The sequence below is a fragment of the Microbacterium aurum genome, from assembly GCF_016907815.1.
Lineage (GTDB): Bacteria > Actinomycetota > Actinomycetes > Actinomycetales > Microbacteriaceae > Microbacterium > Microbacterium aurum.
In genome coordinates this window covers 2,927,361-2,945,426 of sequence record NZ_JAFBCQ010000001.1, presented here as the reverse complement: position 1 = coordinate 2,945,426, position 18,066 = coordinate 2,927,361, and the positions used below count along the sequence as shown (strand labels likewise).

At 70.2% G+C, this 18,066-nt stretch carries 21 protein-coding genes; 16 read left to right on the top strand and 5 right to left on the bottom strand.

Annotated elements, in window-relative coordinates; translation table 11 throughout:
- The first annotated feature begins 117 nt into the window (after window positions 1–117).
- From rho to JOD60_RS14480, 3 genes are all read left to right on the top strand, one after another.
- Window positions 118–2,184: a transcription termination factor Rho gene (gene rho, locus JOD60_RS14490; protein WP_076691332.1), complete on the top strand. Its 2,067-nt coding sequence runs from the start codon at window positions 118–120 to the stop codon at window positions 2,182–2,184.
- Window positions 2,185–2,186: 2 nt separating this feature from the next.
- Window positions 2,187–3,263, top strand: a complete 1,077-nt coding sequence (prfA, locus tag JOD60_RS14485) for a peptide chain release factor 1 (protein WP_076691331.1) — start codon at window positions 2,187–2,189, stop codon at window positions 3,261–3,263.
- Window positions 3,264–3,363: 100 nt separating this feature from the next.
- Window positions 3,364–3,528 carry a hypothetical protein gene (locus JOD60_RS14480; protein WP_198159057.1) on the top strand — a complete coding sequence of 55 codons (165 nt, stop codon included), beginning with the start codon at window positions 3,364–3,366 and terminating at the stop codon, window positions 3,526–3,528.
- A 192-nt stretch (window positions 3,529–3,720) separates the two neighbouring features.
- On the opposite strand, the gene epsC is transcribed toward JOD60_RS14480, so the two are convergent.
- Genes epsC through cysK (JOD60_RS14465) form a run of 3 tightly spaced genes read right to left on the bottom strand, consistent with a single transcriptional unit; the run spans window position 3,721 to window position 6,208 of the window.
- Window positions 3,721–4,308 (bottom strand): serine O-acetyltransferase EpsC, encoded by a 588-nt coding sequence (gene epsC, locus JOD60_RS14475; RefSeq protein WP_076691330.1) that lies wholly within the window; start codon window positions 4,306–4,308, stop codon window positions 3,721–3,723.
- On the bottom strand, window positions 4,305–5,261 hold the full coding sequence (gene cysK, locus JOD60_RS14470; protein ID WP_076691329.1) for a cysteine synthase A: 957 nt from the start codon (window positions 5,259–5,261) through the stop codon (window positions 4,305–4,307). The genes epsC and cysK (JOD60_RS14470) overlap by 4 nt, the downstream gene beginning before the upstream one ends.
- Window positions 5,262–5,269: 8 nt before the next feature.
- Entirely contained in the window at window positions 5,270–6,208 is a 939-nt protein-coding gene (gene cysK / locus JOD60_RS14465) for a cysteine synthase A (protein WP_076691328.1), read from the bottom strand.
- Between the two features lie 146 nt (window positions 6,209–6,354).
- On the opposite strand from cysK (JOD60_RS14465), the gene prmC reads away from it, so the two are divergent.
- From prmC to JOD60_RS14445, 4 genes are read left to right on the top strand one after another with little or no spacing between them, the layout of a single operon-like run.
- The gene (gene prmC, locus JOD60_RS14460) at window positions 6,355–7,260 is read left to right on the top strand and encodes a peptide chain release factor N(5)-glutamine methyltransferase (RefSeq protein ID WP_076691327.1); all 906 of its coding nucleotides are present in this window, start codon (window positions 6,355–6,357) and stop codon (window positions 7,258–7,260) included.
- Between the two features lie 27 nt (window positions 7,261–7,287).
- On the top strand, window positions 7,288–8,055 hold the full coding sequence (locus tag JOD60_RS14455) for an L-threonylcarbamoyladenylate synthase (protein WP_076691326.1): 768 nt from the start codon (window positions 7,288–7,290) through the stop codon (window positions 8,053–8,055).
- Window positions 8,052–9,218, top strand: a complete 1,167-nt coding sequence (locus tag JOD60_RS14450) for an MraY family glycosyltransferase (RefSeq protein WP_076691325.1) — start codon at window positions 8,052–8,054, stop codon at window positions 9,216–9,218. Before JOD60_RS14455 ends, JOD60_RS14450 begins: the two co-directional genes overlap by 4 nt.
- Window positions 9,215–9,778, top strand: a complete 564-nt coding sequence (locus tag JOD60_RS14445) for a Cg1360 family ATP-synthase-associated protein (RefSeq protein ID WP_076691324.1) — start codon at window positions 9,215–9,217, stop codon at window positions 9,776–9,778. The genes JOD60_RS14450 and JOD60_RS14445 overlap by 4 nt, the downstream gene beginning before the upstream one ends.
- Before the next feature lie 63 nt (window positions 9,779–9,841).
- Here JOD60_RS14445 and JOD60_RS16825 read toward each other — a convergent pair whose 3' ends face one another.
- Window positions 9,842–10,024, bottom strand: a complete 183-nt coding sequence (locus tag JOD60_RS16825) for a hypothetical protein (protein ID WP_076691323.1) — start codon at window positions 10,022–10,024, stop codon at window positions 9,842–9,844.
- Between JOD60_RS16825 and atpB the strand changes: the two genes are divergently transcribed.
- The 9 genes from atpB (at window position 9,962) to JOD60_RS14400 (ending at window position 17,568) form a co-directional block, all read left to right on the top strand.
- Window positions 9,962–10,702, top strand: a complete 741-nt coding sequence (atpB, locus tag JOD60_RS14440) for a F0F1 ATP synthase subunit A (RefSeq protein ID WP_076691322.1) — start codon at window positions 9,962–9,964, stop codon at window positions 10,700–10,702. The two genes, JOD60_RS16825 and atpB, sit on opposite strands and share 63 nt — an antisense overlap.
- A gap of 49 nt (window positions 10,703–10,751) precedes the next feature.
- Window positions 10,752–10,988, top strand: coding sequence for an ATP synthase F0 subunit C (gene atpE, locus JOD60_RS14435; protein ID WP_076691321.1), 237 nt, complete (start codon window positions 10,752–10,754; stop codon window positions 10,986–10,988).
- Window positions 10,989–11,017: 29 nt separating this feature from the next.
- The gene (locus tag JOD60_RS14430) at window positions 11,018–11,554 is read left to right on the top strand and encodes a F0F1 ATP synthase subunit B (RefSeq protein WP_076691320.1); all 537 of its coding nucleotides are present in this window, start codon (window positions 11,018–11,020) and stop codon (window positions 11,552–11,554) included.
- Entirely contained in the window at window positions 11,554–12,342 is a 789-nt protein-coding gene (locus JOD60_RS14425; protein WP_076691319.1) for a F0F1 ATP synthase subunit delta, read from the top strand. The genes JOD60_RS14430 and JOD60_RS14425 overlap by 1 nt, the downstream gene beginning before the upstream one ends.
- Window positions 12,343–12,412: 70 nt before the next feature.
- Window positions 12,413–14,053: a F0F1 ATP synthase subunit alpha gene (gene atpA / locus JOD60_RS14420; RefSeq protein WP_076691318.1), complete on the top strand. Its 1,641-nt coding sequence runs from the start codon at window positions 12,413–12,415 to the stop codon at window positions 14,051–14,053.
- Between the two features lies 1 nt (window position 14,054).
- Window positions 14,055–14,969 carry a F0F1 ATP synthase subunit gamma gene (locus tag JOD60_RS14415; protein WP_076691317.1) on the top strand — a complete coding sequence of 305 codons (915 nt, stop codon included), beginning with the start codon at window positions 14,055–14,057 and terminating at the stop codon, window positions 14,967–14,969.
- Window positions 14,970–15,008: 39 nt separating this feature from the next.
- Complete coding sequence (gene atpD / locus JOD60_RS14410; RefSeq protein ID WP_076691316.1) at window positions 15,009–16,463, top strand: F0F1 ATP synthase subunit beta; 1,455 nt, start codon at window positions 15,009–15,011, stop codon at window positions 16,461–16,463.
- Window position 16,464: 1 nt separating this feature from the next.
- On the top strand, window positions 16,465–16,725 hold the full coding sequence (locus tag JOD60_RS14405; protein ID WP_076691315.1) for a F0F1 ATP synthase subunit epsilon: 261 nt from the start codon (window positions 16,465–16,467) through the stop codon (window positions 16,723–16,725).
- 93 nt (window positions 16,726–16,818) lie between these two features.
- A complete protein-coding gene (locus tag JOD60_RS14400; protein WP_076691314.1) occupies window positions 16,819–17,568 on the top strand; it encodes a YaaA family protein in 750 nt (249 codons plus the stop codon).
- A 2-nt stretch (window positions 17,569–17,570) separates the two neighbouring features.
- On the opposite strand, the gene JOD60_RS14395 is transcribed toward JOD60_RS14400, so the two are convergent.
- Window positions 17,571–18,056 carry a DUF4282 domain-containing protein gene (locus tag JOD60_RS14395; protein ID WP_076691313.1) on the bottom strand — a complete coding sequence of 162 codons (486 nt, stop codon included), beginning with the start codon at window positions 18,054–18,056 and terminating at the stop codon, window positions 17,571–17,573.
- Between the last annotated feature and the right edge of the window lie 10 nt (window positions 18,057–18,066).

Below are 18,066 nucleotides of genomic sequence, written 5' to 3'. Positions count from 1 at the left end.
CCCGGCGCTGTATCGGCCGTCCGTCACGGACGCAGATGCGTGCACCGAAAGGTCGCGCCTGTCGTGGACGGCGCTCATGCGGACCTGTCCAATCCACATGTCCCAGAAGGAGAACTCGTGGAGTCCCTCTCCGAGATCCAGACCGAGAACACCGATGAGGCGCGCGAGGATGCCGCCGCCGAGGTGACCGAGACCCCCACCGCCGCCGCGCCCGCCGAGGACCAGCCGGCCGAGGCCCCCGCCGCCGAAGAGGCCCCCGCCGCCGAGGAGGAGCCCGCCGCTGAGGCGGCCGCTGCGGTGGAGGAGCCCGCCGCTGAGGCGGCCGCCGCCGTGCAGACCGAGGCGCCCGACGTCGAGGTGCCCGCTGACGCCGCCGCGCCGGCAGCTGCTGAGGAGCCCGCCGCGGAGGAGGTGCCCGCTGAGGCTCCCGCCGCGGAGGAGGCGCCGGCCGTCGCCGAAGAGGCCGCCGCCGCGCCCGTCAAGGCGCCGCGCAAGCGTGCGCCGCGCCGCGCCAAGAGCACCGATGTGCCTGCCGAGGCCCCCGCCGACACCGCTGCCCAGACGCCGGCATCCGACGCCGCCGCGGACGAGACGCCAGCATCCGCCCCCGCGGGCGACGAGACCGTCGACGAGGCCGCCGCCGCGTCGGAGACCCCGATCGACGACAGTGCTGCGAGCACCACGGCCGACGAGAGCGCCGCGACCGACGCGCCCGCCGAGGGCGACGCCGCGCGGGTCGAGGCGCCCGCCGAGGGCGAGTCCACCGGCCGCAGCCGCAGCCGGTCGCGCAGCCGCAGCCGCAACCGCGGTCAGAAGTCCGACAACGGCCAGAACAGTCAGCCGGCGCAGAACGGCCAGAACGCGCAGGGTGCACAGTCCGGCGCGCCCGCCGAGGAGAGCGCGCCCGCGCCGGAGGACGAGCAGTCCTCGGGGCGCGGCCGTCAGCGCAACAAGCGTCGCGGCCAGAACAGCACGGGCGACGAGTTCGAGACCGAGATCGGCGAGGACGACGTCCTGATCCCGATCGCCGGCATCCTCGATGTGCTCGACAACTACGCGTTCGTGCGCACGACGGGGTATCTCCCCGGCACGAGCGACGTCTACGTCTCGCTCGGCCAGGTCAAGAAGTACAACCTGCGCAAGGGCGACGCCGTCGTCGGCGCGATCAAGCAGCCGCGCGAGGGTGAGCAGTCCAGCCGCCAGAAGTACAACGCGCTCGTCAAGGTCGACGCGATCAACGGCCTGTCGGTCGATGACGCCGCGAACCGCGTCGAGTTCGGCAAGCTCACCCCACTGTACCCGCAGGAGCGCCTGCGCCTGGAGACGGCGCCCGAGAAGCTGACCCAGCGCATCATCGACCTCGTCGCCCCGATCGGCAAGGGTCAGCGCGGCCTCATCGTCGCGCCGCCCAAGGCCGGCAAGACCATCGTGCTGCAGCAGATCGCGAACGCGATCGCGACGAACAACCCCGAGGTCCACCTCATGGTCGTGCTCGTCGATGAGCGTCCCGAAGAGGTCACCGACATGCAGCGCACCGTCAAGGGCGAGGTCATCGCCTCGACCTTCGACCGTCCCGCCGAGGACCACACTACCGTCGCCGAGCTCGCCATCGAGCGGGCGAAGCGTCTTGTGGAGCTCGGTCGCGACGTCGTCGTGCTGCTCGACTCGATCACCCGCCTCGGCCGCGCCTACAACATCTCGGCGCCCACGAGCGGTCGTGTGCTCTCCGGCGGCGTGGACGCGTCGGCGCTGTACCCGCCCAAGCGCTTCTTCGGCGCCGCGCGCAACATCGAGAACGGCGGATCGCTCACGATCCTCGCGACCGCGCTCGTGGAGACCGGGTCCAAGATGGACGAGGTCATCTTCGAGGAGTTCAAGGGCACCGGCAACAGCGAGCTGCGCCTGAGCCGTCAGCTCGCCGACAAGCGCATCTTCCCGGCCGTCGACGTCAACGCGTCGTCCACCCGCCGCGAGGAGATGCTGCTGAGCCCCGACGAGGTCAAGATCACCTGGAAGCTGCGTCGCGCCCTCGCCGGCCTCGACCCGCAGCAGGCCCTGGAGGTCGTCCTCGGCAAGCTCAAGGAGACGAGCTCCAACGTCGAGTTCCTGGTGCAGATGCAGAAGTCGATCCCGACGCCGACCGGCGGCGGTCACAGCCACGGGCACGAGAACAGCATCCGCTGATCGTGTTCGAGTCCGTCGCCGGGCTGATCGCGGAGCACAAGGCCGTCCAGGAGGAGCTCTCCGACCCGGCCGTGCACGCCGACGCCGCCCGGGCGAAGCGCGTCAACCGGCGCTACGCCGAGCTGTCGCGCATCGTGGCGGCCCACGACGCCTGGGTCGCGGCATCCGCCGATCTGGAGGCCGCGCGTGAACTCGCCCGGGAGGACGACGCGTTCGCCGATGAGGTCCCGGCGCTCGAGGATCGGCTGGCCGCCGCGCAGGAGAAGCTGCGCCGGCTGCTGATTCCGCGCGACCCCGACGACGCGCGCGACGTCATCATGGAGATCAAGGCGGGGGAGGGCGGCGCCGAGTCGGCGCTGTTCGCCGCCGACCTCCTGCGGATGTACCTGCAGTACGCGGCGTCGCAGGGCTGGAAGACCGAGCTGCTGGAGCGCACCGAGAGCGATCTCGGCGGCTACAAGGACGTGCAGGTCGCGATCAAGGGCTCCTCGTCCGACCCCGCGCAGGGCGTGTGGGCGCACCTGAAGTACGAGGGCGGCGTGCACCGCGTGCAGCGCGTGCCGGCGACGGAGTCGCAGGGGCGCATCCACACCTCCACGACGGGCGTGCTGGTCTTTCCCGAAGTGGACGAGCCCGAAGAGGTGCAGATCGACGCGAACGACCTCAAGATCGACGTGTTCCGCTCGTCGGGGCCCGGCGGCCAGTCGGTCAACACGACCGACTCGGCCGTGCGCATCACGCACGTGCCCACCGGGATCGTCGTGTCGATGCAGAACGAGAAGAGCCAGCTGCAGAACCGCGAGGCGGGCATGCGGGTGCTGCGTGCCCGCCTGCTGGCCAAGCAGCAGGAAGAACGGGATGCCGCGGCATCCGACGCCCGTCGTTCGCAGATCCGCGGGATGGACCGCTCCGAGCGCATCCGCACGTATAACTTCCCGGAGAATCGCATCGCCGATCACCGCACCGGGTACAAGGCCTACAACCTCGATCAGGTGATGGACGGCGCGCTGGGGCCGATCGTCGAGTCGGCGATCGCGGCGGACGAGGAGGCGCGCCTGGCGGCGCTGGGCGGCGACTGACGGCTGAGCCGCAGGACTGACGCGCGCGCCGGCGCTGGTCTACCCTGTCGCCCATGGCGCCCCGGAGTTCCTCGGCGGCATCGGGATCATCGCGACGTTCGTGGCGATCGTGATCGTGGTGCTGATCCCGCAGGCGGGGCTCACGATCTCCGAGCCGATGGCGTGGTTCCTCGCGCCCGTGATCGTCTGGATCGTCACGGCGCTCGCGACCTGGCTGCTGCCGCCGCTGTTCATCAAGAAGAAGCTGGCCGAGCGCCGCGCCTGACCGCGCCGGCCGCCGCGCGCCGCGCGCGACGTGCTAACTGCAAGGGATGGCGTGCGACACGCCGTGACAGCGCCGCTGCGGCCCGCGTGTCGGCCGCAAAGCCTTGCAGTTCGTTCGGGCGGATGCCGGGTGGGTGGCGCGGCGGTGGCGGGGGCGGATGCCGGGCCGGAGACGGGGCGGGCGGATGCGGGGTCAGATGAAGTACTCGGGCGCGGTGAGCAGGGCGCGGGTGTCGTCGCCGGCGCCGCGCTTGCGCGGCTTCGCGGGCACGCCCACGAGCACGGAGTCCTCCGGGGCGTCACGGGTGACGACGGCGTTCGCGCCGACGACCGACCCGGCGCCGATCGTGATCGGTCCGAGGATCTTCGCCCCGGCGCCCACCGCCACCCCGTCGCCGAGAGTGGGGTGACGCTTGCCGGCATCGCGCGTGCGGCCGCCGAGGGTGACGCCGTGGTACAGCATGACGTCGTCGCCCACCTCGGCCGTTTCGCCGATGACGACACCCATGCCGTGGTCGATGAAGAAGCGGCGGCCGATGACGGCGCCCGGGTGGATCTCGATGCCCGTGAGCCATCGCGTCACCTGCGACAGCGCGCGCGCCGGGAAGCGCAGGCCGCGCGTCCACAGGGCATGAGCGAGCCGGTACGACCAGATGGCGTGCAGGCCCGAGTAGAGCACCGCGATCTCGAGTCCGCTGCGCGCCGCGGGGTCGCGGAGCTTCGCCGCCGCGATGTCTTCCCGCACGCGCGCGACCGCGCCGATGCGCGCCCGGCCGGTCACTTCGCGCCCTCGCGCGGCTCTTCGCGGAGGTGCTCGTACAGCGCCGTCGACAGGTACCGCTCACCCGAGTCGGGCACCACGACGACGATGCGCGCGCCCGCGGCATCCGCTCGCGCGGCGATCTGCAGCGCCGCCCACACGGCCGCGCCGGCCGACATGCCGGCGAGGATCCCCTCGCGCGTCGCGAGCTCGCGCGCCACGGAGATCGCGTCGTCGAACGCGACGGTGACGACCTCGTCGATCACCGACCGATCCAGTACGTCGGGCACGAAGTTCGGCCCGATGCCCTGGATGCGGTGTCCTCCGGCGCGGCCCTCGCTGATCACGGGGGAGTCGGCCGGCTCGACGAGCACGACCTTCACGTCGGGGTTGCGCTCCTTGAGCACCTGGCCGACGCCGGTGATGGTGCCGCCGGTGCCCGACCCCGCGACGAACCAGTCCACCCGGCCGTCGGTGTCGCGCCAGATCTCCTCCGCCGTGGTGCGACGGTGGACGGCGGCGTTCGCCTCGCTCTCGAATTGCCGGGCGAGGACCGCTCCGGGCGTCTCGGCCACGATGCGCTTCGCCGCCTCGACCGCCTCGGTCATGCCCTTGTACGGATCGGTCAGCACGAGCTCGGCGCCGTACGCCTTCAGCAGCGTGCGGCGCTCCTTCGACATGGATGCCGGCATCGTCAGCACCACGCGGTAACCCCGCGCCGCCCCGATCAGCGCGAGCGAGATCCCGGTGTTCCCGCTCGTGGACTCCACGATCGTCCCGCCGGGCCGCAGCTGGCCGGACTGCTCGGCCGCCTCGACGAGCGCGTACCCTAGGCGGTCCTTGACCGACGAGCCCGGGTTGTAGAACTCGAGTTTGGCGAGCACCTCGGCGCCGAGTCCCTCCGTGAGCGCGTTGAGGCGCACGAGGGGGGTCTCGCCGAAGGCGGTGGTGATGTCGTGATGGATGCCGGGCACGTGCGCGATCAGTCCTCGCGCAGGTCGTCGAACAGCGCGGTCGACAGGTAGCGCTCGCCGGTGTCGGGGACGATCACGACGATGTTCTTGCCGGCGTTCTCCTCGCGAGCGGCGACCTGCAGGGCGGCCCAGACGGCCGCGCCGGACGAGATGCCGGCGAAGATGCCCTCCTTCGCGGCGAGGTCGCGGGCGGTGGCGATCGCGTCGTCGAACTCGACGGTGACGATCTCGTCGAACACGTCGCGGTCGAGGATCGGGGGGACGAAGTTGGGGCCGATGCCCTGGATTTTCGCCGGTCCGGGGGTGCCGGTGGACAGCAGCGGCGACGCCGACGGCTCGACGGCGACGACCTTGACGCCGGGCTTGCGCTGCTTCAGCACCTGGCCGACGCCCGTGATGGTGCCGCCGGTGCCGATGCCGGCGACGAAGATGTCGACGGCGCCGTCGGTGTCGCGCCAGATCTCCTCGGCGGTGGTCTTGCGGTGGATTTCGGGGTTGGCGGCGTTCTCGAACTGACGGGCGAGGATCGCGCCGGGGGTCTCCGCGACGATCTCCTGCGCCTTCGCGACGGCCGCCTTCATGCCACCGGCGGGGTCGGTGAGCACGAGCTCGGCGCCGAAGCGCTTCAGCAGCTGGCGGCGCTCGATCGACATCGACGAGGGCATCGTCAGGATGACCTTGTAGCCGCGCGCGGCACCGACGAGGGCCAGCGCGATGCCGGTGTTGCCGCTCGTGCCCTCCACGATCGTGCCGCCCGGCTTCAGCTCGCCCGAGGCCTCCGCGGCGTCGATGATGGCGATGCCGATGCGGTCCTTCACGCTCGACCCGGGGTTGAAGTACTCGAGCTTGGCGATCACGGTGCCGGGCAGGCCTTCCGAGACGCGGTTGAGCGTGACGAGGGGGGTGTTGCCGAATGCGCTCGTGATGTCGGAGTGGATGCCGGACATGGTCTGCCTTTCGTGCGGTCGGGGTGGGGCTGGTCGTCAGCCGCGCGGGCACGCGAGGACGCGCCCCACAGATCGAACCAGCCTAGGCGGCACGGCTATTCCCGTGCGGATTGTGACGATTCTTCACGGCTAGGCTGGAGACTCCCATGAGCTGCGAGCACGATCCCGACGCGCCACGGCCGCTGTCGCTGTCCGCGCTGCTGCGCGCCGCCACCGACACCCTCGCCGCGGCGGGCGTCCCGACGCCCGACGTCGACGCCGAACTGGTCGCCGGTCACGTGTTCGGACTGTCGCGGGGAGAGCTCGCGGCGGCATCCCTCCGCGGCGACGCGGCCGGCGACGGCGGACGGGATGCCGGCGACCTCGCCGTCTTCGCCGAGCTGATCGAGCGCCGCGCCGCCCGTGAGCCGCTGCAGCACCTCACCGGCACGGCTCCCTTCCGCCACCTCGAGCTGCGCGTCGGGCCCGGGGTGTTCGTCCCGCGGCCCGAGACCGAGATGGTCGCCCAGCTCGCGATCGACGCGTTGCGCGCGACGGCGGATGCCGAGCCGATCGCCGTCGACCTCGGCACCGGTTCGGGCGCGATCGCACTGGCGATGGCGACCGAGGTGCCGCACGCGCGGGTCCACGCGGCGGAGAACTCCGTCGATGCCTTCATCTGGGCCAAGGAGAACTTCGCGCGCATCGCGCCCCACGCCCGCCTCGCCTTCATCGACCTCGCGGAGGCGTTCGGCGAGCTCGACGGCACCGTCTCGGTGCTCGTCTCCAATCCGCCGTACGTTCCGGATGCCGCGATCCCGCGCGACCCGGAGGTGCGCTTCTGGGACCCGCCGGCGGCCCTGTACGGGGGAGCGGACGGCCTCGACGTCGTGCGCACCCTCTCGCGCGTCGGCCTGCGGCTGCTGCGTCCCGGCGGCACCCTGGTGATCGAGCACGGCGAATGGCAGGGAGAGCCCATTCGCGAGCTGCTGGCCGCCGACGGCTGGTGCGCGAAGGCGACGCACCCCGACCTCACCACGCGCGACCGCGCGACCACCGGCATCCGTCCCTGAAGGGGCACGCCGTAGACTGGGGCGGATATGTCCGAGCTCTTCGACTGCCGTGACCCCGAGCAGCTGCTGCCGGGGCTGCGACGGGCCCGTCAGGCCATCGGGCGGGGCGAGCTGGTCGTCATGCCGACCGACACGGTCTACGGCATCGCCGCCGACGCGTTCAGCGCCGGCGCCGTCGCATCGCTTCTGGCCGCCAAGGGCCGCGGCCGGCAGTCCCCGCCGCCGGTGCTCGTCGCGGGGCTCGCGACGATGCGCGCGCTCGTGGCGGAGGTGCCGGAACCCGTGGAGCGCCTGGTCGAGGAGTTCTGGCCGGGTGGCCTCACGATCGTGCTGCCGGCGCAGCCGTCGCTGTCGTGGGACCTCGGGGACACCAACGGCACGGTGGCGGTGCGGATGCCGGCCGAGCGGATCGCCCTGGAGATGCTGGAGGAATGCGGCCCGCTCGCGGTCTCCAGCGCCAACCTCACCGGCCGCGCGGCGGCCATCGACGTGCACGGTGCCCGGGAGATGCTCCGCGACAGCGTCGCGGTCTACCTCGACGGCGGTCCCTCCACGCACGGCGTCGCCTCGACCATCGTCGACGCCACCGGCCTCGTCGGCGGAACCCGCGCGGTCCGCGTGCTCCGCGACGGCGCCGTGTCGCGGCAGCGTCTGCGCGACGTGCTGGGCGAGCTGCTCGAGCCCGACGACCCCGACGCGCCGCTGCCCGGCGACGGCGCGCGGCGCGACGAGCCCGCCGGCGACGGCCCCGCGGCGGGCGACGCCGCGCCCGACGGCCCTGTGCCCGCCCCATGAAGTTCTACGTTCTGACCGTCGTACTGACGGCGGTGGCCACGCTCGCGCTGACCTGGGTGGTGTGGCGGATCGGCATGCGCTACCGGCTGTACCCGGAGATCCGCGAGCGCGACGTGCACACGACGCCCAAGCCGCGCGTGGGCGGGGTCGCGATGTTCCTCGGAGTGCTGGTCGCCTTCGCACTGTCGTCGCAGATCTCGTACTTCTCGATCATCTGGAGCGACCCCGAGGCGATCTGGTCGATCCTGGGGGCGGCGCTTCTCATCGTCATCGTCGGGGTCGCCGACGATCTGTGGGACCTCGACTGGATGATCAAGCTCGGCGCGCAGTTCGTCGCCGCCGGCATCGTCGTGGGGCTCGGGGGCATCCAGATCTTCTTCATCCCGCTGGGCGCGCAGATCGTCGTCTCCAGCTGGGCGAGCTTCACGCTGTCGGTGTTCGCGATCGTCATCGTCATGAACGCCGTCAACTTCATCGACGGGCTCGATGGCCTGGTCGCCGGCGTCGCCCTCATCGCGAACGTCGTGTTCTTCGTCTACAGCTACCTCGTCGTGCGCGACCTCGGCGAGTCGAGCTACTTCAACCTCGCCTCGTTCCTCGCCGCCGCGCTCATCGGCGTGTGCCTCGGATTCCTGCCGATGAACTGGAGCCCGTCCAAGCTCTTCATGGGCGACTCCGGCGCGTTGCTGCTCGGCCTGCTTATGGCGGCCTCCGCGATCGTCCTCACGGGGGGATTGGACCCGAACCTGCTCAGCGACAACGACGTGTTCGGCCGTTCCCAGCTGCTCGGTGCCTTCATCCCGATCCTGCTGCCGGTCGTCATCGTGCTGCTGCCGCTGCTGGACTTCGGGATGGCGATCATCCGGCGCATGGGCCGGGGACTTTCGCCCTTCTCACCCGACCGCAAGCACCTCCACCACCGCATGCTCGACATGGGCCACAGCGACCGCGACGCGGTGCTGGTGTTCTACGCGTGGACGGCGGTCGTCTCCATCGGCGTGCTGCTGATGTACATCGGAACGACACAGGACTGGCCCGGCGACTACCTGTTCGGCGTCGGCTACGTCCTCCTCGGCATCGCCGCCTGCCTCGTCGTCACCCTGCTTCCCACACCCCGCACTCCGGCCGCGCCCGTCGCGGCACCCGAACCGAGGACGCCATGACCGCCCCCACCGTCTCCAGCACACCCGTCCTGCGCACGACCCTGCTCTGGTCGGCCGTGGCCACCGGCATCCTCGCGATCGCCGGCGCCGTCATCGGCTTCGCCGTCGCCGGCTGGTCGGGACTGTGGAGCGCGCTCATCGCGATCCTCCTCGCCGCCGTCTTCCTCGGCTTCACCGGCGCGACCATCCTCATCGCGAACCGCTGGTTCGGCGATCCGCTGTACGTGCCGATCTTCTTCGGATCGGTCATGGGCGGTTGGATCCTGAAGTTCGTCGTCTTCATCGTCGTGCTGATCGTGCTGCGCGGGCAGCCGTGGCTGAACGCAACCGTCTTCTTCGTCGCGCTCGTCGTCAGCGTCGTGCTCTCCCTCGTGATCGACGTCGTCGTCATGCTGCGCATGCGCATGCCCCACGCGAGTGACGTGAGCCTGCCGACGCTCGCCGACGTCATCGACGAGGCCCGAGGGCCGCGTCAGTCCGAGAGTCCGGAGGGCCTGCCGGAAGAGGGGGATGCCGGTGCCGACGCCCCCGATGCGGACGCGGGCACTCCCCGCGCCTGATAGGCTTTCTCTGCGCCCGTTCGCGCCGCCCACACCAGCAGTGCAACGCGTGCGCAGTGACGCTCACACCGACCATCGTCGCACCGGCTCGCCGGTGCCCCGAAGCTGGAGCCAGCGCTGTTTACCCAAGCTGCGACCCTGATCGCCAAGTCCGCCGAAGACGGCGAGTTCCACGGACCCTCGATCGATGAGTTCTTCCCGGAGGCCGTCTTCCAGATCGGCGATCTGGTCATCAACCGGATCCATCTGATCCAGTTCCTCGCGACCATCGCCGTCGTGCTGATCTTCTGGCTCGGCACCCGCCGCATGACGATCGTCCCCGGCCGGTTCCAGTCGATCGTCGAGATGGGCCTGGACTTCGTCCGCGTGAACATCGCCGAAGACCTGCTCGGCAAGAAGGACGGCCAGCGGTTCCTGCCGATCCTCACCACGATCTTCTTCATGATCCTGTTCATGAACATCACGGGTGTGATCCCCGGGCTGAACATCGCCGGCACCGCGATCATCGCCGTGCCGCTGCTGCTCGCCGTGGTCGCCTACGTGACGTTCATCTACGCCGGCATCAAGAAGAGCCCGAAGAACTTCTTCAAGAACTCGCTGTTCCCCTCGGGTGTGCCGTGGCCGATCTACTTCATCGTGACGCCCATCGAGCTCATCTCGACCTTCGTCATCCGCCCCGTCACCCTGACGCTGCGACTGCTGATGAACATGATGGTCGGTCACCTGCTGCTGGTGCTGTTCTTCTCGGCGACGCAGTTCTTCCTGTTCACGATGGGCGGCTGGTGGTCGGCCCTCGCGGCGGGCTCGCTCGCCTTCGGCTTCGTCTTCACCCTGTTCGAGATCCTGGTGGCCGTCCTCCAGGCTTACGTCTTCACCATCCTCACCGCGGTCTACATCCAGCTCGCGGTGGCAGAAGAGCACTGAGCGGGCGGGGCTTCCGCCTCACCCACCCAACCCCCGAAAGGAAAAACCCGTGGACGCAACTACGGTTCTCGCCGATGTCACCGGCTCCATCGCGACGGTCGGCTACGGCCTCGCCGCCATCGGCCCCGCCATCGGCGTGGGCATCGTCGTCGGCAAAACGATCGAGGGCGTCGCCCGTCAGCCCGAGCTGGCCGGCCGCCTGCAGGTGCTGATGTGGATCGGTATCGCCTTCACCGAGGCGCTCGCCTTCATCGGCATCGCGACCGCCTTCATCTTCGGCGCCTGATCGCCCTCACCAGTTCTTAAGGAGACAGGATGCACAGTCTTGTCGCGTACGCCGCGGAAGAGGCGGGCCACAACCCGCTTCTGCCCGCCCCGTACGACATTCTCTGGTCGGCGGTCTGCTTCGTCATCATCCTCTTCGTCTTCTGGCGGGTTGCCCTGCCGAAGATGAAGACCCTGCTCGACCAGCGCGCTGCCGCCATCGAGGGCAACATCGCCAAGGCCGACGAGGCGCAGCGCAAGGCCGAGGCCGCGCTCGAGGAGTACACGGCCCAGCTCGCCGAAGCCCGCAAGGAGGCCGGTGAGATCCGCGATGCCGCCCGTGAGGACGGCAAGAAGATCATCACCGAGGCGCGCGAGATCGCGTCTGCTGAGGCTGCGCGCCTGACGGCGGCCGCCCACACGCAGATCGAGGCGGAGCGCCAGTCGGCGCTCGTGTCGCTGCGCAGCGAGGTCGGCACCCTGGCGCTCGACCTCGCCGGCCGCGTGATCGGTGAGACCCTCTCCGACGACGCCAAGGCGAAGGGCGTCGTCGACCGCTTCCTCGCAGATCTCGAGAAGGTCAAGTAATGGGCAGCGCGACCACTCAGGCTCTGGCGGCGACCACGTCGGCGCTGAACACGGCCACCGTCGACGACCTGAGCATCGCTCGGGAGCTGTTCGTCGCGGCGCGCACGCTCGGCGAGTCGTCGCAGCTGAGCGGCGCGCTGTCGGCCTGGGGCGTTCCGGGGCAGGCGCGGGCGAAGGTGGCCGAACAGGTCTTCGCCGCGCTGCAGCCGACCGCCCGCTCCCTCGTCACCGCCGCCGTCGCCGAGCGCTGGTCCTCGACGTCCGACCTCATCTCGGGCATCGAGGAGCTGGCGATCCGCGCCGCGGCACTGGGCGCTCCCCGTGTCGACGTCGAGCAGGAGCTGTTCGAGGTGTCCCGGGTCGTCGCCGACAACCCCGACCTCGAGCTCGCGCTCGGCAGCCGCCTGGGCGATGCCGCCGCGAAGGGCGCGCTCGTCGCCCGCATTCTCGACGGCCGCGCGAGCGAGGCCACGACGCTGATCGTGTCCGAGCTCGTCCAGCAGCCGCGGGGGCGGCGCGTGCGCGCGCTGCTGTCACGGGCGCTCCGACTGGTCGCCGACCAGCGCGGCCGCACGGTCGCGAGCGTGCACGTGGCGCAGCCGCTGGATGCCGCGCAGCTCGAGCGTCTGCGCTCGGGTCTGTCGCAGCGCTACGGCAGCGACGTGGCGCTGAACGTCGTCGTGGATCCGAAGGTGGTCGGCGGCGTGCGCGTGGAGATCGGTGACGACGTCATCGATGCCACCGTCTCGTCGCGCCTGAACGACCTGCGGCAGCGACTCGCAGGCTAGAACTTCCCGCTCGAGGTGAGCGGACATGCCGGGGCCGCCCGGCGACAGACATCCCACAAGAAGGAACACCATGGCAGATCTGACCATCAGCCCCGACGTCATCCGTGACGCGCTGAAAGACTTCGTCGCCGCGTACGAGCCGTCGGCCGCTGCCGCGACCGAGGTCGGCACCGTCGTCGACGCCGCCGACGGCATCGCGCACGTCGAGGGCCTTCCCGGCGTCATGGCCAACGAGCTCGTCCGGTTCGCCAACGGCGTCGAGGGCTTGGCGCTGAACCTCGACGAGAACGAGATCGGTGTCGTCGTGCTCGGCGACTTCTCGGGCATCAACGCCGGCCAGAAGGTCACCCGCACCGGTGAGGTGCTCTCCGTCGCCGTCGGCGACGGCTACCTCGGCCGCGTCGTCGACCCGCTCGGCAACCCGATCGACGGTCTCGGCGAGGTCGCGACCACCGGTCGCCGCGCGCTCGAGCTCCAGGCGCCGGGCGTCATGCAGCGCAAGAGTGTGCACGAGCCGATGCAGACCGGCATCAAGGCCATCGACGCCATGATCCCCGTCGGCCGCGGTCAGCGTCAGCTGATCATCGGCGACCGCCAGACCGGCAAGACCGCCATCGCGATCGACACGATCATCAACCAGAAGGCCAACTGGGAGTCGGGCGACGTCACCAAGCAGGTGCGCTGCATCTACGTCGCCATCGGTCAGAAGGGCTCCACCATCGCCTCCGTCAAGGGCGCGCTCGAGGATGCCGGTGCGATGGAGTACACGACGATCGTCGCGGCCCCGGCATCCGACCCTGCCGGCTTCAAGTACCTCGCCCCCTACACCGGCTCGGCCATCGGCCAGCACTGGATGTACGAGGGCAAGCACGTCCTGATCATCTTCGACGACCTGTCCAAGCAGGCCGAGGCGTACCGCGCCGTGTCGCTGCTGCTGCGCCGCCCGCCGGGCCGCGAGGCCTACCCCGGCGATGTCTTCTACCTGCACTCGCGTCTGCTCGAGCGCTGCGCGAAGCTCTCGGACGAACTCGGTGCGGGCTCCATGACGGGCCTTCCGATCATCGAGACGAAGGCCAACGACGTGTCGGCCTATATCCCGACGAACGTCATCTCGATCACCGACGGCCAGATCTTCCTGCAGTCCGACCTGTTCAACGCCAACCAGCGTCCCGCGGTCGACGTGGGCATCTCGGTGTCGCGCGTCGGCGGTGACGCCCAGGTCAAGTCGATCAAGAAGGTCTCCGGCACGCTCAAGCTCGAGCTCGCCCAGTACCGCTCGCTCGAGGCGTTCGCGATGTTCGCCTCCGACCTCGACGCCGCCTCGCGCCGTCAGCTCGAGCGCGGTGCGCGTCTGACCGAGCTGCTCAAGCAGCCGCAGTACGACCCGTACCCGGTCGAGGAGCAGGTGGTGTCGATCTGGGCCGGCACCAACGGCAAGCTCGACACCATCGAGGTCGAGGATGTGCTCCGCTTCGAGCGCGAGCTGCTCGACTACCTCAAGCGCAACACGACGATCCTCGACACGCTCCGCGACACCAACGTCTTCGACGACGCCACGGCTGCAGAGCTCGAGAAGGTCACCGACGAGTTCATCCTGGAGTTCCAGGGCGGCAAGGGCCAGGCCATCAACAAGCCGGGTCACGAAGAGGTCGCCGCCGCGCACGAAGAGGACGTCAACCAGGAGAAGATCGTCAAGGGCCGCCGCGGCTGATATGGGCGCACAACTCCGGGTCTACAAGCAGAAGATCGCTTCTGCTCAGACGACCAAGAAGATCACGAAGGCGATGGAACTCATCGCGGCTTCGCGCATTCAGAAGGCGATGGCGCGCGTGCGCGCATCCTCGCCCTTCGCGCGGGCCGTGACGCGCGCCGTCTCCGCCGTGGCGACCCACTCGAACATCCAGCACCCGCTCACGACCGAGCGCGAGACGATCCGCCGCTCGGCGGTGGTCATCTTCGCCAGTGACCGGGGCCTGGCCGGCGCGTTCAACTCGCAGATCCTCCGTGAGGGCCTGCAGTTGGGCGAGCTGCTGCGGTCGCAGGGCAAAGAGGTCGAGTACTTCCTCGTCGGCCGCAAGGCCGTCGGCTACTTCCAGTTCCGTCGCATGTCGGCGGCGGGGGAGTGGACCGGCGACACCGACACCCCGCACTTCAACACCGCCGAGCAGATCGCGGGCGCCCTCCTGGACGCCTACGACCGCGGCGGCGAGGAGCAGGGCGGCGTCGACGAGATCCACCTCGTCTACAACCGCTTCGTCAGCATGATGACGCAGGAGCCCGAGACGGTGCGCCTGCTGCCGCTGGAGGTCGTGGAGGCCGACGAGGTGGAAGCCGCCACTTCCGCTCCGAACGCGGTGTACCCGCTGTACGAGTTCGAGCCGAGCCCCGAGGTCGTCCTCGACGCGCTGCTGCCGGTGTACGTGCAGAGCCGCGTGTTCAACGCGCTGCTGCAGTCCTCGGCCGCCAAGCACGCCGCGACGCAGAAGGCGATGAAGAGCGCGAGCGACAACGCCGACAAGCTCATCACCGACTACACCCGGCTGCGCAACAACGCGCGTCAGGCCGAGATCACCCAGCAGATCGCCGAGATCGTCGGCGGCGCCGACGCGCTCGCGTCGGGCAAGTAAGCCGCGACGGCATCCAGACCACACCGAAAGAGACAGACAATGACTGCCACCGCCACCGCCGAAAAGGCCGAGACGACGGTCGTCGGGCGCGTCGCACGCGTCACCGGCCCGGTCGTCGACATCGAGTTCCCGCACGATGCGATCCCCGACATCTACAACGCGCTGAAGACGACGATCACGATCGGCGACGAGTCCACCGAGATCACGCTCGAGGTCGCCCAGCACCTCGGCGACGACCTCGTCCGCGCCATCTCGCTGAAGCCCACCGACGGCATGGTCCGCGGCCAGGAGGTGCGCGACACCGGCGGCCCCATCACGGTTCCGGTCGGTGACGTCACCAAGGGTCGCGTGTTCAACGTCACCGGTGACGTGCTGAACGCCGAGCCGGGCGAGACGATCGAGGTCACCGAGCGCTGGGGCATCCACCGCCAGGCGCCGAACTTCGACCAGCTCGAGTCGAAGACCCAGATGTTCGAGACCGGCATCAAGGTCATCGACCTGCTCACCCCGTACGTGCAGGGTGGCAAGATCGGCCTCTTCGGCGGCGCGGGCGTCGGCAAGACCGTCCTCATCCAGGAGATGATCCAGCGCGTCGCGCAGGACCACGGCGGTGTGTCGGTGTTCGCCGGCGTCGGCGAGCGCACCCGTGAGGGCAACGACCTCATCCACGAGATGGAGGAGGCGGGCGTCTTCGACAAGACCGCGCTCGTGTTCGGTCAGATGGACGAGCCGCCGGGGACGCGTCTGCGCGTGGCCCTGTCGGCGCTGACGATGGCGGAGTACTTCCGCGACGTGCAGAAGCAGGACGTGCTGCTGTTCATCGACAACATCTTCCGCTTCACGCAGGCCGGTTCCGAGGTCTCGACCCTCCTCGGTCGCATGCCGTCCGCGGTGGGTTACCAGCCCAACCTCGCCGACGAGATGGGTGTGCTCCAGGAGCGCATCACCTCGACCCGCGGTCACTCCATCACCTCGCTCCAGGCGATCTACGTGCCCGCCGACGACTACACCGACCCCGCGCCGGCGACGACGTTCGCGCACCTCGACGCGACGACCGAGCTCAGCCGTGAGATCGCGTCGAAGGGTCTGTATCCTGCCGTCGACCCCCTGGCATCCACCAGCCGCATCCTCGACCCGCGCTACATCGGCGCCGACCACTACCGCGTGGCGACCGCCGTGAAGCAGATCCTGCAGAAGAACAAGGAACTGCAGGAGATCATCGCGATCCTCGGTGTCGACGAGCTCTCCGAAGAGGACAAGGTCGTCGTGGCCCGCGCCCGCCGTATCCAGCAGTTCCTCTCGCAGAACACCTACATGGCGAAGAAGTTCACCGGCGTCGAGGGCTCCACGGTCCCGATCAAGGAGACGATCGAGTCGTTCGACGCGATCGTCAAGGGTGACTTCGACCACGTCGCCGAGCAGGCGTTCTTCAACGTCGGCGGCATCGGCGACGTCGAGGAGAAGTGGGCGAAGATCCAGAAGGAGAACAGCTGACATGGCTCTGACCGTCACCCTCGTCTCCGCCGAGGAGGAGGTCTGGCACGGCGAGGCCTCCCTCGTCGTGGCGAAGACCGTCGAGGGCGAGATCGGCTTCATGTCGGGCCACGAGCCGGTGCTGGCGATCCTCGCCGAGGGCCAGGTGCGCATCACCCAGGCCGACGGCTCCAAGGTGATCGCGAGCGCCGACGACGGGTTCCTGTCGATGGAGAACGACGAGCTCACCATCGTCGCCGGACACGCCAGCCTGCAGTCCTGATCACCTCCCGCCGAGAAACCACTTTCCGCTCGAGAAACCACGTCACGCGTGGTTTCTCCCGCGGGGAGTGGTTTCTCGCATGAAAGGGCACGGATGCTGATCTTGCTGCCGCCGAGCGAGACCAAGCGACCCGGGGGCCGGGCGCGCCCCCTCGACCTCGGCTCCCTCGCGCTGCCGCAGCTCGCGCCGCAGCGCGCGGCGGTGATCGAGGCGCTGGGCGCCCTGAGCGCCGACGAGGACGCCGCCGCGCGCGTGCTGAAGCTGTCACCCCGCCAGCGCGGCGAGATCGCCGGCAACGCCCTGCTGCGCACGGCGCCGACGCTCCCCGCTGTCGACCGCTACACGGGGGTGCTCTACGACGCGCTGGATGCCGGGACGCTCGACGGAGCCGCGCGGCGGTGGCTCGGCGGCCACGTCCTCATCCACTCCGCGCCGTTCGGCCCGGTGGGAGCGCTCGACGCCATCCCGGCGTACCGACTCGCCGCCGGCACGACGTTGCCGGGCCTGCCGCCGCTGCGCCGGCTGTGGGCCGACGCCGTCACCGACGCCCTGGCCGCGGCGGCGCCGACGTTCGTGCTCGACCTGCGCTCGGAGGCGTACGCGGCGCTCGGGCCGGTGCCCGCCGGCATCCGTTCGGCGTACCTGCGTGTCGTCACGCGCGGCGACGACGGCACGACGCGCGCGCTCAACCACTTCAACAAGCACGCCAAGGGCGACCTCGTGCGGGCTCTGGCGGCCTCGCGGCCCCGCGTCGCGACGGCGCAGAGCCTCATGGACTGGGCGGGCGCTACCGGCCTGGAACTCCGCGCCGGAGCGGACGGCGAGCTCGACCTCGTCGTGTGAGCTCAGCGCCGCGTGTTCGCCGCCGTGCGCTCGGTGTTCTCGGCGATCGCGACGAGGGCGACACCCGCTTCGATCACGAAGCGGAGCACGACGACCGCGAGGAACGCCAGCACCGGGACGACGATGATCGTCGACACGATCAGCGCGATGCCGCCGCCCGGGTTCCACCACAGGGCGCCGATGCCCGACACGATGCCGCCGACGAACGCCGCGACGAACGAGATGCCGATGGCGACGAGCCCCACGAGGTAGAACACGCTCGCCAGCCGACGCGTGATGAACCGGGTGAAGGTCAGGTCGAACAGCGCGGCGAGGAAGCCGCGCCCGATGTCGTCGAGGTCGCCGACCAGGCGCGGGACGCCGGTGTCGTCGACCCCGGCGATGCCCACGGTGTCCTCGCCGCCCGCGGGGGTCGCGCCGGCGCGCGCCGCCTCGGCGGCGGGTCGGTCCGGCAGCGGCGGCGGGGTGGGGGTGTTCGCGTCGGTCATGGGGTCCTCC